The sequence below is a fragment of the Arenibacter sp. F20364 genome, from assembly GCF_023015905.1.
GTDB lineage: Bacteria > Bacteroidota > Bacteroidia > Flavobacteriales > Flavobacteriaceae > Arenibacter.
Window position 1 is genome coordinate 86,249 of the sequence record NZ_JALKBD010000019.1, and the last position, 20,093, is coordinate 106,341.

General features: G+C 38.8%; 19 protein-coding genes. 16 read left to right on the forward strand and 3 right to left on the reverse strand.

From position 1 onward, the window contains the following. Nucleotides 1-100: 100 nt before the first annotated feature. The 11 genes from MWU84_RS15900 to MWU84_RS15950 all read left to right on the forward strand — a co-directional run bounded on the left by MWU84_RS15900 (nucleotide 101) and on the right by MWU84_RS15950 (nucleotide 11,363). Entirely contained in the window at nucleotides 101-1,180 is a 1,080-nt protein-coding gene (locus tag MWU84_RS15900; protein ID WP_246903339.1) for a nucleoside hydrolase-like domain-containing protein, read from the forward strand. Nucleotides 1,181-1,521: 341 nt separating this feature from the next. After that, nucleotides 1,522-1,923 carry a nuclear transport factor 2 family protein gene (locus MWU84_RS15905; protein WP_246903341.1) on the forward strand — a complete coding sequence of 134 codons (402 nt, stop codon included), beginning with the start codon at nucleotides 1,522-1,524 and terminating at the stop codon, nucleotides 1,921-1,923. A 148-nt stretch (nucleotides 1,924-2,071) separates the two neighbouring features. After that, nucleotides 2,072-2,479 carry a nuclear transport factor 2 family protein gene (locus tag MWU84_RS15910; protein ID WP_246903343.1) on the forward strand — a complete coding sequence of 136 codons (408 nt, stop codon included), beginning with the start codon at nucleotides 2,072-2,074 and terminating at the stop codon, nucleotides 2,477-2,479. 161 nt (nucleotides 2,480-2,640) lie between these two features. Beyond that, nucleotides 2,641-3,672 (forward strand): serine hydrolase domain-containing protein, encoded by a 1,032-nt coding sequence (locus MWU84_RS15915; RefSeq protein WP_246903345.1) that lies wholly within the window; start codon nucleotides 2,641-2,643, stop codon nucleotides 3,670-3,672. A gap of 442 nt (nucleotides 3,673-4,114) precedes the next feature. Beyond that, the gene (locus MWU84_RS15920; protein WP_246903351.1) at nucleotides 4,115-4,774 is read left to right on the forward strand and encodes an SDR family NAD(P)-dependent oxidoreductase; all 660 of its coding nucleotides are present in this window, start codon (nucleotides 4,115-4,117) and stop codon (nucleotides 4,772-4,774) included. Between the two features lie 84 nt (nucleotides 4,775-4,858). Beyond that, nucleotides 4,859-6,106, forward strand: a complete 1,248-nt coding sequence (locus MWU84_RS15925; RefSeq protein ID WP_246903353.1) for a VCBS repeat-containing protein — start codon at nucleotides 4,859-4,861, stop codon at nucleotides 6,104-6,106. A 53-nt stretch (nucleotides 6,107-6,159) separates the two neighbouring features. Then, entirely contained in the window at nucleotides 6,160-6,990 is an 831-nt protein-coding gene (locus tag MWU84_RS15930; protein ID WP_246903355.1) for a hypothetical protein, read from the forward strand. 94 nt (nucleotides 6,991-7,084) lie between these two features. Continuing rightward, a complete protein-coding gene (locus MWU84_RS15935; protein WP_246903357.1) occupies nucleotides 7,085-8,572 on the forward strand; it encodes a serine hydrolase domain-containing protein in 1,488 nt (495 codons plus the stop codon). Nucleotides 8,573-8,676: 104 nt separating this feature from the next. Beyond that, entirely contained in the window at nucleotides 8,677-9,141 is a 465-nt protein-coding gene (locus MWU84_RS15940) for a DUF4019 domain-containing protein (protein ID WP_246903359.1), read from the forward strand. 291 nt (nucleotides 9,142-9,432) lie between these two features. Continuing rightward, nucleotides 9,433-9,762 (forward strand): hypothetical protein, encoded by a 330-nt coding sequence (locus MWU84_RS15945; protein WP_246903361.1) that lies wholly within the window; start codon nucleotides 9,433-9,435, stop codon nucleotides 9,760-9,762. Continuing rightward, nucleotides 9,759-11,363, forward strand: coding sequence for a sulfatase (locus MWU84_RS15950; RefSeq protein WP_246903363.1), 1,605 nt, complete (start codon nucleotides 9,759-9,761; stop codon nucleotides 11,361-11,363). Before MWU84_RS15945 ends, MWU84_RS15950 begins: the two co-directional genes overlap by 4 nt. Nucleotides 11,364-11,650: 287 nt before the next feature. Here MWU84_RS15950 and MWU84_RS15955 read toward each other — a convergent pair whose 3' ends face one another. The 3 genes from MWU84_RS15955 to MWU84_RS15965 all read right to left on the reverse strand — a co-directional run bounded on the left by MWU84_RS15955 (nucleotide 11,651) and on the right by MWU84_RS15965 (nucleotide 15,723). Then, on the reverse strand, nucleotides 11,651-12,463 hold the full coding sequence (locus tag MWU84_RS15955; protein WP_246903366.1) for a nickel-binding protein: 813 nt from the start codon (nucleotides 12,461-12,463) through the stop codon (nucleotides 11,651-11,653). Nucleotides 12,464-12,961: 498 nt separating this feature from the next. Next, the gene (locus MWU84_RS15960; protein WP_246903369.1) at nucleotides 12,962-13,843 is read right to left on the reverse strand and encodes a lipid A-modifier LpxR family protein; all 882 of its coding nucleotides are present in this window, start codon (nucleotides 13,841-13,843) and stop codon (nucleotides 12,962-12,964) included. 365 nt (nucleotides 13,844-14,208) lie between these two features. Then, on the reverse strand, nucleotides 14,209-15,723 hold the full coding sequence (locus tag MWU84_RS15965; RefSeq protein WP_246903372.1) for a Gfo/Idh/MocA family oxidoreductase: 1,515 nt from the start codon (nucleotides 15,721-15,723) through the stop codon (nucleotides 14,209-14,211). A gap of 157 nt (nucleotides 15,724-15,880) precedes the next feature. Here MWU84_RS15965 and MWU84_RS15970 point away from each other — a divergent pair, with 157 nt between their 5' ends. From MWU84_RS15970 to MWU84_RS15990, 5 genes are all read left to right on the forward strand, one after another. Then, nucleotides 15,881-16,231: a ribose-5-phosphate isomerase gene (locus tag MWU84_RS15970; protein ID WP_246903375.1), complete on the forward strand. Its 351-nt coding sequence runs from the start codon at nucleotides 15,881-15,883 to the stop codon at nucleotides 16,229-16,231. Between the two features lie 54 nt (nucleotides 16,232-16,285). Continuing rightward, nucleotides 16,286-17,074: a polysaccharide deacetylase family protein gene (locus MWU84_RS15975; RefSeq protein ID WP_246903378.1), complete on the forward strand. Its 789-nt coding sequence runs from the start codon at nucleotides 16,286-16,288 to the stop codon at nucleotides 17,072-17,074. A gap of 270 nt (nucleotides 17,075-17,344) precedes the next feature. Then, complete coding sequence (locus MWU84_RS15980; protein ID WP_246903395.1) at nucleotides 17,345-18,169, forward strand: mechanosensitive ion channel domain-containing protein; 825 nt, start codon at nucleotides 17,345-17,347, stop codon at nucleotides 18,167-18,169. Nucleotides 18,170-18,519: 350 nt separating this feature from the next. After that, the gene (locus tag MWU84_RS15985; RefSeq protein ID WP_246903398.1) at nucleotides 18,520-19,206 is read left to right on the forward strand and encodes a hypothetical protein; all 687 of its coding nucleotides are present in this window, start codon (nucleotides 18,520-18,522) and stop codon (nucleotides 19,204-19,206) included. 449 nt (nucleotides 19,207-19,655) lie between these two features. Next, entirely contained in the window at nucleotides 19,656-19,820 is a 165-nt protein-coding gene (locus tag MWU84_RS15990; RefSeq protein ID WP_246903401.1) for a hypothetical protein, read from the forward strand. The last annotated feature ends 273 nt before the right edge of the window (nucleotides 19,821-20,093 follow it).

The following is a 20,093-nucleotide window of genomic DNA, read 5'->3' on the forward strand; positions in this document are numbered from 1 at the left end:
AGCCCTGGCCCATAGACCAGACGGAAACGTAGCAGCCGTTTATAGCATAGCCCTTTGTACAGCATACATAAAGAGAATCAGCAAACCCTTAAAAATTATTATGCAAATTACACGAAATGGAAATTTTAAGCTTTATATGCCGATTTTTTTTATTACCGCATTATTTGGGTGTAATGATAAATCGAACATAAAGCAAACCTTTGATGTCATAATTGATACAGACCTTGGGGGTGATCCGGATGATATACAATCATTGTTTAGGGCAGTTCATTACAGTGATGTAATCAAAATAAAAGGTATTGTTTCCACACCTAATACCGATAAACACCATCATATATGGGATACCATCAAAAATACCGTACTTATAGATAACTGGATTCAACGAATTGATGTTGAACATTTGCGGCAAAACGGATATGGGGAATTAATGCGCGAAAAAGAATTGATCACCACTATAAAAGCTGGCGCAGACAAACCGGGCGGTCCTGCGGCTAACAATAGCACAGAGGGTTCAGAATGGATACTCCGAACAGCCAGAAAATACTCCAAAGAAAATCCAATTTGGATATTGGTCTGGGGAAGTTTAACAACAACAGCCCAAGCATTATACGATGCTCCTGATATTGCCGATAAAATCAGGATTTATTCTATAGGTTCTTCAAACACATTGCACGATACTGCCAGCAGGGATTTCGTATATAATTTCTTAAAAAACGATTACCCTAAACTATGGTGGATCGAGAATGGCATCCTTCCCAAAGGCAGTCACGAAACTTTTCGAGGTGTTTATCAATCAGGAATTCAAGATGGAGAATGGTCATTCACTAAATTTACAGATTTCAATATTCGGAACCACGGATCAAATCACAATGGTTTATTTAAAGAGAAAAGTGGAGATGTATTTCCCTTGGCAAATTATCCAAAAAACAGTTTGAAAGAAGGCGATAGCCCTTCACTTTTATATTTAATTTCACCAGTAATTGGGGACGTGGGCAATGTTGATGATCCAACTCAGGAAAGCTGGGGTGGTCAGTTTATGCAATTTGATAGTATAAACTACCCAAACTATTATATTGATCTTAACAAATCGCCTGAAGAGTGTCAAATGACCATTGGAAAATGGCGATACGATATATTACGCGATTGGAAAATTCGCTGGGACAGGTATGAAATAAAATGATTGAAGGCACCAACCGGGCAAATACAATAAATGTATATTAACATTCAACTAAAAGCGGTCAATGCTATATAGGCATGGACAATTTTTGAACCTTGAACTTTTAAACTTACCCAAGAATGCAATTAAGCAAATTCAATACCTATTTTTTTCTATCTTAGAGGAGTTATTATGAGTAATAGTGTAATACTCCCCCCTCTTTACACCGTCAAATAATTTTTCAGCATGTTATAATATGTTAGGTCCCGAATTATCTGCACTTATAAACAGTGTTAGATAAGAATATAGTTTACAATAACTTTATCCTTTATGGCAACAAACGAAAAAGCAAGAACTTATAGAAGATGAAGCTGAACATCAAACCAGATTGCGGTAACTCGCCAAAAAAGGCTTTGGTAAAAAATCTTACTATCCTCTTTTCTTCATATGATATTGAAAAAGCAATGGATTTCCTAGATGATAATGTAAAATGGACCTTAGTAGGTGACGAATCTATTATTGGCAAGAAGCAATTTAGAACTGCTTTAGAAGAAATGAGCCAAAATAAAGCCCTCGAATTGACTATCCATAGCATCATAACCCATGGAAAAGAAGCAGCCGTTAATGGAGAAATGGTCATGGAGGACGGGAACATTTTCGCATTTTCGGACTTCTATGAGTTTTCAAGTGCCAAGGGAGACAGCGTCAAATCAATTGTTTCTTATGTAATTCAAAAAAATAAAAAGCCCGTTGTTGATACAACCTAAAAGGCAATAGCACAGACAAAAAACCTAGATTTTGGGCTTTATTAAAAGAAAAGATAATGTATAAATGTTGGGGGACCATAAAAAAGTCACTCCAATTTTCGAAAAACTTAAATAAAAAATATTTCATAAATCAACTAAAACTACAATCATGGAAAACAACCAAAACATTCAAGTCATTGACCATCTTTACAAAGCTTTCGCAACTGGAGATATCCCTACAGTTCTCGGATCCATGTCGCCTGATATTACATGGAACGAAGCCGAGGGCAATTCTCTGGCAGATGGCAATCCTTACATTGGTCCGGATGCCATTCTAAACGGTGTTTTTGCGCGTCTAGGTGACAAGCACGAGTATTTTAATTTGGTAGACATTGAACTTCACAATATGAGCGACAATAAGGTTTTGGCAACCCTACGTTATGACGGAAAAGTTAAATCTACGGGCAAGGCCTATAATGCCCAGGTAGCACATTTATGGACCATGAATGGCGAAGGAAAAATTAAGGCATTTCAGCAATATGTTGACACCAAGAAGTTGGCAGATTCTGGAGCGTAATTTAATCAAGAAAACTATTATTAATATTTCACGGATTAGGAAGGAGCTAGCAATTTACGGAAGCATAACATTGCGCAAAAATATTTGCACCAGTTTTGGGCTTAAACAAATGCAGCATGGGGCTATCCGACAAGTGCAACGTCCTGATTTAATTTGAAAACATGACGAAAGAACGAATAAAAAACATACTCAGAATTCTATTTATAATGGCAAGTATAGGTTCGTTGTACTTTGTGCCATGGATTTTGGTTAAGGCTTGGATATTACCCTTGCCAGATACGGTGCAAGAACAAGTAGATGAGGCCATTAGCCATGGGTTTGATGGTATGATCGTTTATGTTGATGAAGACGGCAAACCACCGGCGTTTTATACCGCTGGCTGGAAAGACCGCGAAAATAAAATCCCGGCCGACCCCAATGCCCTATTCAAGATTGCCAGTATTAGCAAGTTGTATACTGCTGTAGCGGCTACTAAATTGGTCAAAGAAAAGCGTTTGTCTTTTGATAAAACACTCGTTGATTATCTTCCAGAACTTAAAGGTAGAATTGAAAATGTTGAAGAAATTACCTTGAGGATGATGATTCAACACCGTTCTGGTATTCCAAATTTCACAGATAATCCAGCTTATTGGGAAAACGAACAGGAACATGGTAAAAACCCCCTAGATTTTGCCCTTGACCTACCAGCCAGTTTTAAACCTAATGAAGGATATGAATATTCAAACACGAATTATTTATTGCTACGTAGGATTATGGATGATGTTTTAGGGTATAGCCACAATCAGTATATCAAAGAGAAAATATTGATTCCCCTAGAGCTGAAAAACACTTTTTTTTCGATTACTGAAGTCGATTTAGACGATGTTATGAGTGGATATTATGTGGGGTATGAGGAAGACTTTAAAGCTCGTGAATATGGAATGTTGGCTACAGCAGAGGATATAGGTATATTCTTGCGAGCCTTAAACGATAGTTCTATATTTGACGAGGGTGAACAGGAAATCTATCCTTATGAATATAATCATGGAGGTTTGGTTGTTGGCTATCAAAGCCTTGCAGAATATCACAAGGATATAGACGCGGTGGTGGTTCAATTTATAAATACCACCGATTTTGAAGGCTACGAATGGAACTTGTCGGAGATCGTAATAAACAGGATCGTAAAAATTCTAAGGCGCAACAAAAGCTCGTAATATGAAACATTCCGTATTCTAGCTGCGCAAAGACTCCCACCTTTGAGCACTCCCCTACTTCGATTTCTACACCACATAATCTTCGATGAGACTTTGAGTTTGAACATATTATTATCTCCGGTCAAGACTTTGAACATAATAATCTTGAACTTTGAACCTTGAATCTGAAATACCATTCATCGTATAAAATCGTATTTCATCGATTAAGGAAAACCAAATACTTATATTGGCTATCTTAGAAGATGGAAAGCATTCCCTTGGCTGTAGTATTTCCCCCCGCTTTACATCCACAAAAATTTTATGATAGTATTAGGATTTATAATACTCTTTTATGTGCTGTATAACCCATAGCTCCACATCTTTATAGGTGGGCATAAATTAGAAGCATAGTAACAAGTTACTTTATCCGTATGTTGCAGCATATGATAAAAACGTGCCTAAAATGAAAACTGGAATAGTAACTGGGTGTAGTAGAGGAATTGGATTGGCAACAGTTAATCTACTAACTGAAAATGATAATATAAAAATTATTGGAACTTCCACTTCAGGAAATTCCCCAATTTCAAAATCAAACTTTGAATGTTATAGATTAAATCTTGCTGAAAGTAAATCGATAAAGAACTTCATTAATATTATTGGCAGTAAAAAAATTGATTTTCTTATTAATAATGCTGGAATTTTATTAGAAAAATGGAATGAATCAGCAATAAACTTCGAACATTTAAAACAGACATTTAATGTAAATCTATTCGGAACAATTGAGTTAACTGAAAAACTGATTTCGAATTTTAATAAAAACGGACACATAATTAATGTTACTTCAGATTGGGGTTCGTTCAGTGAAAAGAATTTTGATGAATTTCAACCACAATATAAAATGTCAAAATCTGCCTTGAATATGTATACAAAGCTACTGGCAAAAAGACTTGAAAAACATAATATTATTGTTTCGTCTATTGATCCTGGATGGACTCAAACCGATATGGGTGGAAGTGAAGCCTCAAGAAAACCCACTGAAGTTGCTAATGACATTAAAAATTTATTGGATAAAATGCCTAAAAGTGGAAACTTTTGGCATCGAGGAAAAATAAGAGAATGGTAAAATACGCAACACAATAATGGCTATAGGTAACCAGCCCGACAAGCTGGTCTGGCGGATTGCCACTACTCACCTACTTTGAAAAATATGGGCAAATTTTTTCTTTTCTTGTTTTTAACAACTTTTATGGCTTTGTCCCTACAGGCACAAAACAACATTTGGAATAGGCATGTGATTGATTCTACATTAAGTGGAGCTGACGGAGTAAGGTTAGCTGACGTAAATAATGACAACCTGATGGATATTACTACTGGCTGGGAAGAAGGCGGTTATACTAAGGTCTATGTTCATCCAGGCTACAATTTGACAACGCAAAAATGGCCATCGGTCATAGTAGGCAAGACTCCTGATGTTGAAGATGCCGTTTTTGTTGACATTGATAATGATGGAAGGATTGATGTGGTCAGTAGCACGGAAGGGAAAAATAGAAAAATATATTTCAACTGGGCTCCTACAGATCCCCTTGACTATCTGGATTCCTCAAAATGGAATACGCAGACGCTCCCTGCCTCTGATGGTCCCGTGCAATGGATGTTTGCATTCCCTGCTCAAATAGATGGAAAAAATGGAAATGATTTAGTCGTCGGTTCTAAAAACAAAGAAGCAAAGATCGGTTGGTTTCAGGCACCAACAAATACTCGAAATCTTTCTGACTGGAAATGGTATCCCATTGGTTCAGCAACATGGATTATGTCCATTATTATCAGAGATATGGATAATGACGGGGACATGGATATAGTTACCTCCGATCGCAAACCAGGTGCAACCAATGGGGTTCGATGGTTGGAGAATCCTGGTAAAATCGAAAATCAAAAACAAGAGTGGGATAATCATTTAATTGGCTGTGAGGGTTTAGAGGTTATGTTCATGGACATGGCCGATATGGATGGTGATGGACTTGAAGATGCCATTGTTACGGAATATACCAACCAAAAAATTGTTTATATGAAGCGGTTAAATAAAAATGGTTTGGAATGGAAGAGTTATAATATTCATATTCCAAAAATCACTGGAAGAGCAAAGGCCGTTAAAATTGGAGATATTGATGGGGATGGAAATCCCGATATTGTACACTCCACAAATACATTGAACGATCCTAATAAATCTGGAATATATTGGTTATCGTACAGAAATAATCCAAGTGATCCCATGTGGGATTGGCATGAACTCAGTGGGCCAAAAGGTATTAAGTTTGATAGGATAGAGCTACTGGATTTAGATGGCGATGGTGACTTGGATGTTCTCACTTGTGAGGAAAACTATGGAGCGAATAGTCAAGGTTTAGGTGTAATTTGGTACGAAAACCCATTTAATAAAGCAGTAAACAATAGATAATATACATTAAAGCGAATTTTATCTGGAATACTGTAAATACTTCAAAATCAAATATGGCAAGAATTAGATTTGGTGTAAGAAATATGAGGTCAAAAGTGTACCCTATTGGTTATTTTTCAATTAGGAATGAAGAGGTAGAAAGTTATTCGTTAGAATATGATAAACTCGATCTATGGAATTGGAACAAATCCTTAAATGTTACAGTACCTCAAATTGAAAAAAGGGTCAATTATTTTCATATTATGTTTATCCCTATTTTTTCAACTTCGGTTGATTGGACAACTCGAAAGGCGGATGGGAAAATTTATTATAGCAATAAAAAATGTAAGGACAGAATAATTACTAAAATTGGAAAAAAGCGATTTGGTCATTGGTATTTTAATCTAATACCTTTTACAGCCCTATTGGCTTTTATTTTTTTTCTATCAGAATCATTATTAGTCCCAACAATCAAAAAATCCTATAATCGCTATGAAAAGAAAGCTGAATTAGAAGAATATTTAGAAAATTTAGAAGTATCAATTGGAGAAAAGTATTATAGAAATACAGAAACCCTTAAAACGTTAGACCCTGGTCATTTTATCGAGTTTCAATATTTAGGTATTTATGGAAATAATAAAGAAGCTTTACTTCCTTACTCTATTTATGCAAGAGTTAACTCAATAAATAAGGATAGAATAAAACTTGATTTTTTGCCCGACCAGATTGACCAAATGAATTTGCCCTATAATAGTTTGCTAAGATTATTTAAAAAAGAAAACATTGAACAAAAACATTCAAGTATTGATTCAATTTCGATGCTAATACCTAAAAATATTGAAGAAGTCCAGAAATTGAGGAAAAATCACACTAAAAACATTGTTAACAATATACAAGCAAATTAATAAATCCTGGTATTAAAAGCCCCCCACTGGCGTAAGCATCACGCCTGGCTGACGGCGAGGCAGGCTTGTGCCCAGACAGACATAATGCGGGCCCATGCCAAAACAACACAGAACAACACATTATAACAATATGAAATACACCTATTTAACAATAATCCTTTTAATTCTAATTGGTGGGTGTAAACCTTCCGAAAAACTGGTAGAAAAGCAGGGGACCGACCAAGATGTCATAAATTTTCTGTTCCAAGATTATATGGGTGAAAAGCCCAGCGCTAGTTTCATTGTTATAAAAGATGGTGAAATAAAAGATTGTCAAAGTTTTGGATATGCCGATTTAGAAAATAAAATCCCTGCCACTTGTGAGACAAATTATAGATTGGCATCGGTTACAAAACAGTTTACCGCCATGGGGATTTTGGTTTTAATACAGCAAGGCAAACTAAATTATAAAACCAAACTGAATGAAGTGATTGCTGAATTTCCAGATTACGGGAAAGAAATTACTGTACAACATTTAATGACACATAGGTCAGGTTTGCAAGACTATTCCAAACTATATCCAAATGATGCAGAAAAACAGCTCGTTGACAAGGATGTTCTGAACCTGCTCATGGCCCAAGACAGCCTTTTGTTTCCTGCTAATTCCAAATATGAATACAGTAATTCCGGCTATGCTGTTTTGGCAATGATTATAGAACGGGTTTCGGGCAAAACTTTTAAAGAATTTATGAAAGATGAGATTTTTGAAAAAATAGGTATGACCAATAGCACTGTTTACCAAAAAGGGCTACCCATTAAAAATCGTGCTTATGGTTATAAATCCAATGACAGCATTTATGAAAATATAGACCAAAATACTTGGTCGGCCATTCTGGGAGATGGCGGTGTTTACTCCTCGGTCAATGATTATTTACACTGGGATAGAAGTTTATACAATGAATCATTGGTAAGTACAGCCTTGTTAAACGATGCTTTTACAACTTGGGAAGAACATGGAAAAACCGAGGACAATGGCTATGGTTTTGGATGGCGAATCGACATAAAAAATAACAGGAAATATTTAATGCATGCCGGTAGTACCACAGGTTTTCTAAATTTTTCCGTACGGATTCCTTCCGAGAAAATTGCAGTAGTCATATATACCAATACCGTGGATTATGGAGGCTTGGGACGCAAAGCGTATTTTTTAGCAAGTTATTATTCCGAAGGTAAAATTCCTACCCCGGCCGATGTATGGCTTGAGAAGGACATTGAAGAAAATGGATTGGAAAATTTGACCACCAAATTCAAGGAACTTAAAGGCAACCCTACCAAATATGATATTGTAGAAAAAGATTTGGTGAGTTTAGGATTTAGCTATTTGAAAAAAGAACCCTCAAAATCATTGAAAATATTGGAATTGGTCCAAACAGAATTCCCAAATTATTTTGGAGGGTATTTTGGATTGGCCCAATACTATAGAACGAATGGTAACCATGAAAAAGCGGTTGAATATTTCAAAAAAGTTCCTGAATTGGCAACCAGCGAAGAGCAAAACTTAATAGACTATTCTGAAAAAATGATCAAGGAATTGAGCAATTAAAACGATACCTTGTAAAATATAACTGACAATGACTTTTAGAAAGGTTTGTGTTTATTTGTAAAGCTTGTCAAAACCGTAGATAACCATTAATTAATAAAACCACTATGAAAAAATCATTTTACACATACCTACTGTTTATAGTACTTGTAGGACAAGTTTCCTGTAAATCCAACCAGAAAAATGAAAAAGTTGAAAGTGCTCAATCAATACCAAATGTATCCACGGAAGCCAAAGCTGAAGTAGTTAATGATGCCAAAGAATGGCTGGGATTGATTTATGATAATAATTACTCCCAAAGCTGGGATAATGCCGCTTCCCTATTTCAAAAAGCGGTTACAAAAGAACAATGGACGCAACAGTTAAGTGGTATTGTGCCTCCTTTAGGTAAAGTAATTAGTAGGGAGGTAATTTCGGCGGAATACCATACGGAACTTCCTGGTGCACCTGATGGGGAGTATATAGTTATCCAATTTAAAACATCGTTTGAGAATAAAAACGAGAGTATAGAGACCGTTACCCAAATGAAGGATGGCGACCAATGGAAGGTTTCCGGGTATTTTATTAAGTAGGGTGAGTTTGATTGATTTTTAATTGTTCATGAGTTGTTTAGGGTAAGGTTGTCCGGTCGAGCAGTCGAGACCTCAATTAAAACTAAATTGCCGAAAACCTCGCGACTGCGCTCGAGGGGACAGAAACTGTAGCTTTAATTAATTGATCTATAATTATTTGTATTTAATTTTAAATTGATTCACATTAAAAAAGGAACTGTAGGATCGTATTGCTGCCTGAAAAATTAGGCTATTTACATTATCAACCCTATTAACCAAATACAACTTTATAAATTAAATTCCAGCAAGAACATGAACGAAACAATTACTTTAAGAAATAGCCCAAAACTGGATATTAGCCTTCAAAAAGATATGTTCGAATTAGTGGACCAACTGACTCCCAAGAACAATGGAAGCTATGACTATGGCAGTTTAAAGTCGGTCCGATTAAACAAAGGCTGGCTGCTATCTCTTCTAAGTTACATTCCTTTTTTCTGGACAGTACCCTTTGAACCGGGATTTAGAAACAGAACGCATTTAAATATTAAACTGGCAGGGAAGACCCTAAAAATATGGTTAGCGGGATCTGATATGGACAAAGCCGCCAGTATAAAGCAAACATTGAACGGTAAAAAAGCATGATTTCAAGATTATTAATTTCTTTCACGGTATTGTTAATAACTGCCTTAGGCTTTAACGCTTATGCCCAAGACCGCCCCAATATCCTTTTTGCCATAAGTGATGATCAGTCATTTTTCCATACCGGCTTTGAAGGTTCAAAGTTTGTAAAAACACCTGCCTTTGACAGGATTGCCCGTGAGGGGGTTTATTTCTCCAACTGTTATGCAGGGTCTCCGGGTTGCGCACTTTCTAGAAGTGCCATTATAACCGGGAGACATCATTGGCAAAATGAACAGGCCGGGCAACACGCTTCGGCCTGGTTAAAGAAGTATGTGCCCTTTGTTGATCTGCTCCAAGAAAATGGGTATTCCACAGGAAGAACGGGAAAAGGAGTTGGCCCTTTCCAATATGCCCGTACGCAAGCAGATTCGCTTTGGCGGAAAAATGATGCCGCTGGAGTTTCGCATAGCGAAATTAGATATGAAGAGCAAAACGATGAACGATTTGCACAAGGCATCAACACCACCAATTACTTTGGGAATTTTAAATATTTCGTTGAAAACATTAAAAAAGACAAACCCTTTTTTTTCTGGTATGGCGGTTATGAGCCCCATAGAAGTTATGAAAAAGGGTCCTGGAAAAATATGTCCAAAAAATTGGAGGAAGTGAAGGTGCCGGATTTTCTTCCCGATAATGACGAGATAAGGGGAGATTTATTGGATTATGCGGTTGAAATTGAGTGGTTTGACCTTCATCTTCAAAGAATGCTGGAATATTTGGAAGAAATTGGAGAATTGGAAAACACTATTGTTATTGTAACGGCCGATAATGGCATGCCTTTTCCAAGGGCCAAGGCCAATAGTTATGAATACGGAGTACATGTTCCTTTAGCCATAAGATATCCAAGGCAATTTCCAGGAAATAGAGTGGTTGAGGACCCAATAGGTTTTATTGATCTGGCACCAACAATTCTTGAAATGACCAATACCTCATCCCAAGGCATGCTCCCTATTACCGGAAAAAGTATATTGGAGCTGTTGCAATCAAAGGAAAACGGTGTATTGTCCAAAACGGAAAGAACGGCATATTCCGGGAGGGAACGCCACTCCTCGTCCAGGTATTTAAATTGGGGCTACCCTCAAAGGTCTATTCGAAAAAGAGATTATCTCTTTATTTGGAACATGAAACCCGACAGATGGCCGGCTGGTGCCCCACAAAAATTTGCAGAAAATGATTCCCAGCAATTGCTTCCCTTGTATGGGCTGGATGAGAACAATACCTATATGAATAACAGTGGCTTTACCGATATTGATGATTGCCCAACAAAAACCTACCTTATAGAAAATCATGGAGATAGCGCCATTTCACCCTTTTTCGATTTAGCCGTTGATAAACGTCCCGAGTATGAACTTTACAATGTACAGCAAGATCCTTCTTGTTTAAAAAACTTATCGGGAACACCCTCATTCAAAAAGGTTGAAAAGGCCTTGAAAACCGAACTATTGGGGGAACTCAAAAAATCCAATGACCCACGTATCTCAGGTCCCGATCCCGAAGTATTTGATAGTTACAAGCGATATTCTCCAATGAGAAAGTTCCCTAAACCCGGTTCCGTAAATTAATTGCAAATTAAAGAAGAGATAAACTCATTAGAAACTGGACTATTTTCTATTTTTGATCTAGTCTCTAGCTTCTAAACTCTTGGTTCGTTACTGACTAGTGTCCACCAAAAAGTGTTCACTGAAAACCCTTCTCGATACAATTTTGCTCCACTTCGTTATGCAAAATCACTCGAAGTGACGACTTTCAACTTTTAGACATTGAACATAAGTATTGTTTATTCCTAATTGTTAATTGTTTCAGCTGCTGCCTACTGATTACTCTACACTGAATACTGTTCAACAGCATCTCACCATTCTATAAGTTCCAGATCTATAGGTTCATCAAAGCCCTTTAGCATCTGAGGACCCAGGGAGGTAAAGGAGACACCCTTACCAATACAAAGATCCTTGACCACCTTGGCTGTAATAATTTGACCCGAATCGCCATAACTGCAGATACGGGCTACTAGGTTCACTGTTGAGCCAAATAGCGCATCACCATCCTGCACCGGCTCTCCTGCACCAATCCCGATCCTGGCCTGTAGCAAAATGCCATCTTCTCGGGATTCATTGTATTTGGATAATTGGCGCTGGATTTCTACCGCACAGACCGAAGCCGTATAGGCAGACCTAAAACTTGTGAGGAATCCGTTTCCCGCCCTATCCACTTCGCGCCCTCCGTAATCTACAAGTGCCTTACGGACGACGTCCCTGTAGGTATGTACCAGGTCCAGGGCCCTGGTATCGCCCAAGGCTTTGGTAATGTCCGTGGAACTCACCATATCAATGAACATAATGGCTCTAAACGGACTCTCGGTCATGGGTTTACCGTCCTCTTTCTCGGGATCGATAACCCTGCCAAGAAATTGGGCTACGGCCGAACTGTCCACTTCAATGATCTGGTTGGGTATAAGACCGTGAGCTTCTTGATGCATCCCTCGAACGGCAGCAGCCGATGGTGCTTCAATAAGACAAAAAGCCACGCCTTTTTCCTCATCATGCCAATAGGTCAGTGCTTTGCAATGATGCCTTGATTGGATTTTCATATCTTCATGATGAGCTTTGGCCACCTCTTCAGGACTGGCTCCTTCGATATAATGTCGATCCATAAATAGTGGCATAATTTCTTTGTTTTAGAATGGGGGAAGATAAGGTAATGCCGGGTCAAGAGTACAAATCCAACCAACTTCAAAAGGTCATAACAGCATGACCACCGGCCTAATAAAGATACCAATTTATTATTTACAATGATTCGAAAAGGAGGAAATCATTCTCATTGGCCCTTAAATTTGCAGTCCAGAACAGCCGTAATTGGGGTAGCAACTAGACCGATGTGCGAATATATAACCTGGACCGATAGGTTATTGGAATCTAGAAACTGGACTGTTTTTGTCTAGTCTCTAGCTTCTAGGCTCTTGGCTCGTTACTGACTAGTGTCCACCGAAAACTGTTCACTGAAAACCCTTGTCGATACAATTTTGCTCCACTTCGTTATGCAAAATTACTCGAAGTGACGACTTTCAACTTTTAGACATTGAACATAAGTATTGTTTATTGTTAATTGTTTCACTGCTGCCCACTGACCATGAATACTGAATACTGATTACTGATTACTGACATTAAAACCCTCTGGTATATGAAAGTATAACATACTGATGGGGTTTGGCCTGCTCAAATTCCGGTGTATTATAACGTACCCCTACCCAATACTCATTTTTCCCGTAGCGAAATTGAAAATCGAAACCTGCATAGACTACAGTATTTTTTGAGGCCACCAATAAAACAGAATCGTCGCCCAAGGCATTGCCTTCCAAAAGTGCATTATAGCCCACAAAACGATATCCGCCACGCAATGCGAAGAATATTTCCTTATCCGTAGATCCTATTTGGTGGTGGGCTACACTGGAGGATAAATGATTTCGTCTCCCAAAGTAGGCCACCAATTCCTGATGTATATACATATCCCTGGTACCAAAGGCCAATTGGGGCTGTGCCGCTATATAAATGCTAAATGGGTTGGGAGCCAATTGCCATTCGTAAAGGTATCTGGTATACAGGTTGTAATGCACACTATTTTCCATCTCCCCTACCCAAGTCGGTGCTTCGGTTTTTATGACCGAATGGTGGTACCATCTTTGAAAACTACCTGCTCCTGAAGCCTTTCCTGCAAGGCCGAGGAGAAAATTAGCGCCAAACAAGCTGTTTTGACTGACTAGGGACCATCCCACCTTGAATGCCAAAAATCCAACATAGGCCCTATCCAATTTTTCAACTTCGTCGGTTATAAGATAGGAAGGGGTGATAATTTCTTGCCCTAAGGAAAACATCAACTGTTCATTTTCGGAATTAAAAAATCCCTTTTTCAAACGGTGCCTGTAAGTTAAAAATGATCCGGCAGTATAATACCTATCCGTAAGCAATATAAAATCATTGTCGTGCCGAAACCCAATTTGATGCTTAATAGTTTTTTCAGCCTGAGCTTCAGGTCTTTCTTGTGCCATGGAAATATGGGTCCCACCAAAAAAACATAAAAAAGGGACAAAATAAGAAATACCCTTTTTTAATCCTGTGGGCCACATTACGATTGTTTTTTGGACTAGATTCAACTTGGTCGTGTTGTTTTGGCCCGGAAAAAGTACAAATAAATAGCTAGAAAAATAAGGGGAAAGCCGTCGAAATTTTAGAATCTGGACCGAGGTGCAAATAGAGAAACAATACCGTTGAGTTGTTAGATTCTAGAAACAAGATTTTTTAAATCCAGGCTATTGGCTCCTGTCAACTCATTAGTCCACTGACCACTGTTTACTGACCACTGATGACTGTCCACTGTTTACACATTTCTAATTACTTCCCATTGATCCACTTCCTAAGCTGGCATATCCGGTAACTTCCAACCCTCTCTATAGGTATGTTTAATCAGTTCGTTCGCAAAGGAATTGGCGTCCACCGGGTCTGTCCACTCCTTTTCAAATTGTGGTCGACCATCCTTCATCACAAAATTATCCCTGATGACTGTTTTGATAGTTTCATTGTTGCCGATATTGGTAAAACGCATATTCTCACCATCCCAATTCAGTATTTTGTCCAAAGCTTGCAAGCGCACCGCCAAGACACCCATTACCACCATTTCGTTAAAAGGACCAGCCTCGGAAAAATCGGAGGTACAAGGCTTGCGGTTCTCGGCACTTTCTTTACAGGCCCTTACCCAGTCCATCTCATGTCCTCCCCTATTCCATGCTTTTCCAATCTCTTTTTCTACTCTACGCTCCGTCTCGGCCACTTTGGGAAGGTCCCTTCCTAAAATTTCGGGTTCCACTCCATAACAGCCTGCATGCAAAATACCTTTGGTACCATAAAAGAAAGTGCCACCACCAGATTTGTTGGGATTTTTTCCGCTTGGCCAATTCTTTGGCAGGTAGGGCTTAATTCCGCCATCGTACCAAGAGACATCCACCTCTGGCAATTTGATCTTGCCTTTCCTGCCCCTATCCGGAAAGGTCATTTGTACGGACTGTGCCGTCGGGGCACTGTCCTTTAAAAGCAGGGAAGAACTCCCCTGAACTTTGGTAGGATATCCCAATTTTAAAGCCTCGAATACGGGATGAAGTATATGGCATGCCATATCTCCCAAAGCCCCGGTACCGTAGTTCCACCAGCCTCTCCAATTCCATGGGTGGTACACCTGATTGTAGGGAATAAGTTCTGCCGGACCGGTAAACAGATCCCAGTCCAAGGTATCCGGTACCCATTGTCCCTGTATAGGTGGATTTAGTCCCTGTGGCCATATGGGCCTATTGGTAAAGGATTCCACCTTGGTTATTTCCCCTATGGCACCACTCCAAATTAATTCGCAGGTCTTGGCCACTCCCTCGCCAGAGGCTCCTTGATTTCCCATCTGTGTGGCCAAATTGTGCTTCTTGGCCAATTTGGTCAGTAATCTGGACTCATAAACCGAGTGCGTAAGCGGCTTTTGTACATAAACGTGTTTTCCACGCACCATGGCATCGGCAGCTACAATGGCATGGGTATGATCGGCGGTGGCAACCAAAACGGCATCAAAATCATTGCCCATCTCGTCATACATCACTCTATAATCTTTGTATTTCTTCGCCTTGGGAAAGTGATCAAAACAATTTTTTGCGTAGCTCCAATCCACATCACACAGCCCTACAATATTCTCGCTCTCCAAATTTCTTAGGTTGCCAAACCCCATGCTTCCCACTCCTACTCCAACAATATTCAATTTATCGCTGGGCGCTTTATGTCCCAAACCAGAGATTACGTTACTTGGGAGAATACTAACTCCGGCCGCGGCCACTCCCGTTTTACTAATAAAAGATCTTCGTGTAATGGGTGAGGGACTAATTGGTTCTTTTTTCATGGTATTGGACTATTTTATTTGTTCTACTTTCCTTGACCGGGTATTACCCGCTCCCTAAATTCGGAAAAAAAATGGTTTTATGGAGTGAATAACGCAAATTTGTCATTAAAATAATATGAATTTTGTTTAGTTTAAACCCAATTATTTCCGATTTCCTATGTCTAAAACCTTGTACCGAGTCTATGTGGTAGAATTATCCAAACGTGTTTTTACCGAGAATGCGAAGTTCAGGGCTGCCAATCCCCAATTTAATGGAGTGCTGGAATGCCTCTATGTAGGCATGACCTCCAAGACTCCCAAGGAGCGATTTGAACAGCACAAGACGGGCTATAGAAACAAGAAGGGCCATAAATTATCGTCCAACATCGTACAAAAATATGGACTATATCTAAGGCCCAGTCTTTACAACCATATAGACCCTGTTCTCACCAGGGCCGAGGCCTTGGAAATAGAGGAAGGGCTGGCCATGGAACTGAGAAGGGAGCGTTATGCGGTATGGTATAATTGAGTAGGTATAGTTACTGAACAAAATTTCCTAAATTTAACCAAGCCAGAATTCTAGATGAAAAATAACCTTGTTATCCTTATTACCATTTTCTGTTTTTTATACGGCCATTCCCAAATCCTAAAACAGAACATCCCGGATAAATTAGTGGTACTCACTTTTGATGACGCCCCGGCAAGTCAATTTGAAGTGGTGGCTCCTTTATTACAGGAATTCGGTTTTGTTGCTACCTTTTTTGTGTGCGAGTTTCCCCCAAATTACAGGGACAGTACCCTATATATGAACTGGCGCCAGATCAAAGCTCTGGACAAAATGGGTTTTGAAATCGCCAATCATACCCATACCCATGCCAATGTAAGTAAACTCTCCCAATCACAATTTAATGTAGAGTTGGAATACATAGAAAACAAATGCGATTCCCTTGGGATCTCTAAACCAAGTAACTTCGCCTATCCCGGCTATGGACTAAATGCAGCTGCCCTTGAATATTTACAAATCAAGAAATACCGTTTTGCACGTGCCGGTGGTGGTAGGGCCTATGACCCTTTAGCAGATCATCCCTATCTTATTCCCAGTTGGGCCACCAATGCCGATAACAAAAGTGAAATACTGGCAGCTCTGGACCAAGCCAAAAACCAAAAGATTGTGGTACTTACCCTGCATGGTGTGCCCGATGTGGAACACCCATGGGTAACCACTCCGCCCGAACTCTTTAGGGAGTATCTGCAATATTTATCAGATCACAATTTTAAGGTGGTTTCTATACGGGATTTAGAGGCTTATATTGATGTGAATGAAGCTTTAAAAACAATAGTTCCGGACTTCAACAAAAACCTTAAAAATTAATATTCCCAATTGCAATAATGGCTTTTGGGCATATTTTAAAGTTTTGATCTTTTCCAGAGGAATAAGGAAAAAAGTATGTATATCCCACCAGAACATATCCTCATAGCAGCTGTGGAATTGTTACCTCATACCTCCGTCAAAAACATAATTTTCCAAGGAAAGCTCAATGGATTTCACTATATTTCTATAGAAAAATACCAACTCCAATACCCTCCCCCTGCCCTGTCAGAATCTTATTGGCTTGGCACCCGGTGGCACTAATAATTTGAAATGGAAGCATTAAGCAAGTTTTTGGATTTTAACCTCATCAGCATTGGGGATTATAAAATAAAAGTGTACACCCTGGTGGTAATACTACTCATTTCCCTGACCACCAAGATAATCTTGAAGTTAATAAAAACGGCTCTCTATCGCCGTTACAAAGGGGTACACTTTGATACGGCAAATACCTATGCGCTCTATCAAATTATCAAATATGTCCTATGGGTAATTGCCCTTGGATTTATTTTGGAATCCGTAGGTATTAAGGTTACCCTCTTAATAGCAGGCTCTGCAGCCCTATTGGTGGGAGTGGGATTGGGCTTGCAACAAACTTTTAACGACATCATTTCTGGGATAATACTTCTTTCCGAGAAGTCGATCAGAATTAATGACATACTGGAAATAGATGGGGATGTGGTGGAAATTCAGGAAATTGGATTAAGAACTTCCAGGGGATTGAACAGAAACGACATTTCCATCATCATTCCTAATTCCTTGATCACCACCAATAAGGTAATCAATTGGAGCCACCAGAAAAAAAAGACCCGTTTCAAGATCGGTGTTGGCGTGGCTTATGGCAGTGATGTTGATCTGGTGGTCAAAATATTGGAGGAAAGTGTTTTGGAACATCCGGATTTTGACGATACCAAAATGATAGAGGGGCGATTCATAAATTTTGGAAACTCATCCTTGGATTTTGAGGTGCTGTTTTTTAGTGAAAATGTGTTTCGGATCGAAAAGGTGAAAAGTGATATCCGAAAGATCATCAACCGGAAATTCAATGAAAACAAGATTGTAATACCCTTTCCCCAAATGGACGTGCATTTTAAATAGGGTAATGATCGCCCATGTATACCCTAGCTGCTATAAGGTTATAAAAGCCAGTATTTGTGCTAAAAGAAATGTTGGTACAAAAGGATCTTTTTTTCACTATACCCTATCAATGTTACATATGTTATAAGTTTGGTTACATATGGAGCATAAACTTTGTCTATCCTTCTATAATTTAGATAAGGCACCAAATAGGTATGGATGCTAAAATATGATGGTCTAGACTTCTTAGTAGTTCATCATACCCCCTAAATAATATGACACAGGCCAAAGTTTTAGCATAAGGGTCCAAGGAATCCCACAAAAACGGACAATAGGTTATAGCAACGCTTCAATAACAAAACTCTGAGAAAATGAAAACAAGAACAATGAGTATGATACTTTTTTTTCTACTATTGGGCAGCCCTGTGGCCTTGGCCCAGATAGATCTAATGGATGCACTGAAACAGACGGCGGAAATGCATAACGAGGAAAATGCCCAAGGACAAGAGGGCAATGGAGCGGAATCGGCAGCCTCGAGCGAAGGGCAAAATGAATGGCAGGAGGAATGGGAGAATATGATGAATGAAAATGGTGATTTATTAAATTCATTGGACACAAAATATCTGAAGTGCTTGGCAATGATGGAAATGTATGTACATGGATACTTAAAGTTAGTTAACGAACATAAAATGGGTGACCTCAGTATGTCTGCATGTGATGCCTATGGCATGCAAACCTTGGCCTTAGCTAGTTCAACGATGATAATGTACTGTCCAGAAGGAATGAAAGACGGAGAGCTGAACGATAATCAAAGAGCCCATTTAGTACTCGAATATTTTAACACAATCTACAAAAAAGAGCCTTTGTGGAGTATACACAGGTATTTAGATGGACAGTACGGACAATGGATTAGATCCGCGGGTGGCGAGTTTACTGGTGACATCCTTGATTATCATAATTATATAGCTTATTTAATGGCATTTTTCAGACCAAACTATATTATCCCCCAAACATTGAAAATTGCCGAGGATATGGAAGCTCTTGGCTGTAGTGGTTAAGGTCTTGTCCAAGCCCCGGTTTTTACACAAAAAAACTACAGTATATAGTGTTATCTGTCACGAAATATGGCCCTACGGAAACCTCCGGCCACTAAGTTGAACCTTAACATTTTAAACCATGCTATTTTGGTCCTATGCCAATATTCATGAGATTGTGGAGAGCCTTGGTTTAGGTGACAAAATAATTACTTCAAAGCAGGCCCGCCTGAATGGAACGGACAAACGCCAGAGCATTCCTATCCCGTTTGGTAAGTGAAAATAGAATCATATTAAAAAAAACAAGCTCAAAATTCACTATTTTTGGCAAAGCCTATTTTCGTCAACAACAATGGTCAACAAAAAAATTATCCCCTTTGCATTTCTGTTTTCCTATGCTTTTCACAACTAGTAATTTGTCAATTCCCCATTGAATTGGGTTCCAGAGGGAATTATTTTTAGATTACCATTTATTGGACACTATTGTGGACCTGGAGTTACAACTGCATGCCCCACAGGAGAAAAAGAGCACTAATATCCCCAATGGCTACTATCTCACCATTTTTAAAGAGGATGGCCATTACAGAATATACAATAGGGATAATTTAAGTTTTTATCTTGGCGAAGGAATGGTTTAAGTTATACCACTGAAAAAATTATTGGCGATGAAATTTCCGGCAAGGTGATCTGGCAGAATTCATTGGACCTTGGCCCAATTAGGACTAAAATCATAAAACTGCGAGTAACCATGAAGGAAGCGGATCTATATTCTTTTAAATTCAATAATTAGGCTTGAATCATTTTATGACCAAATGGCGGATCATGCCTAATTTCTGGGTATTTGGATATTTATGCAAATAACTGAGTTAACCTAAACAGGAAGAATTCTGTATTTCTAACGCCTCTGAATT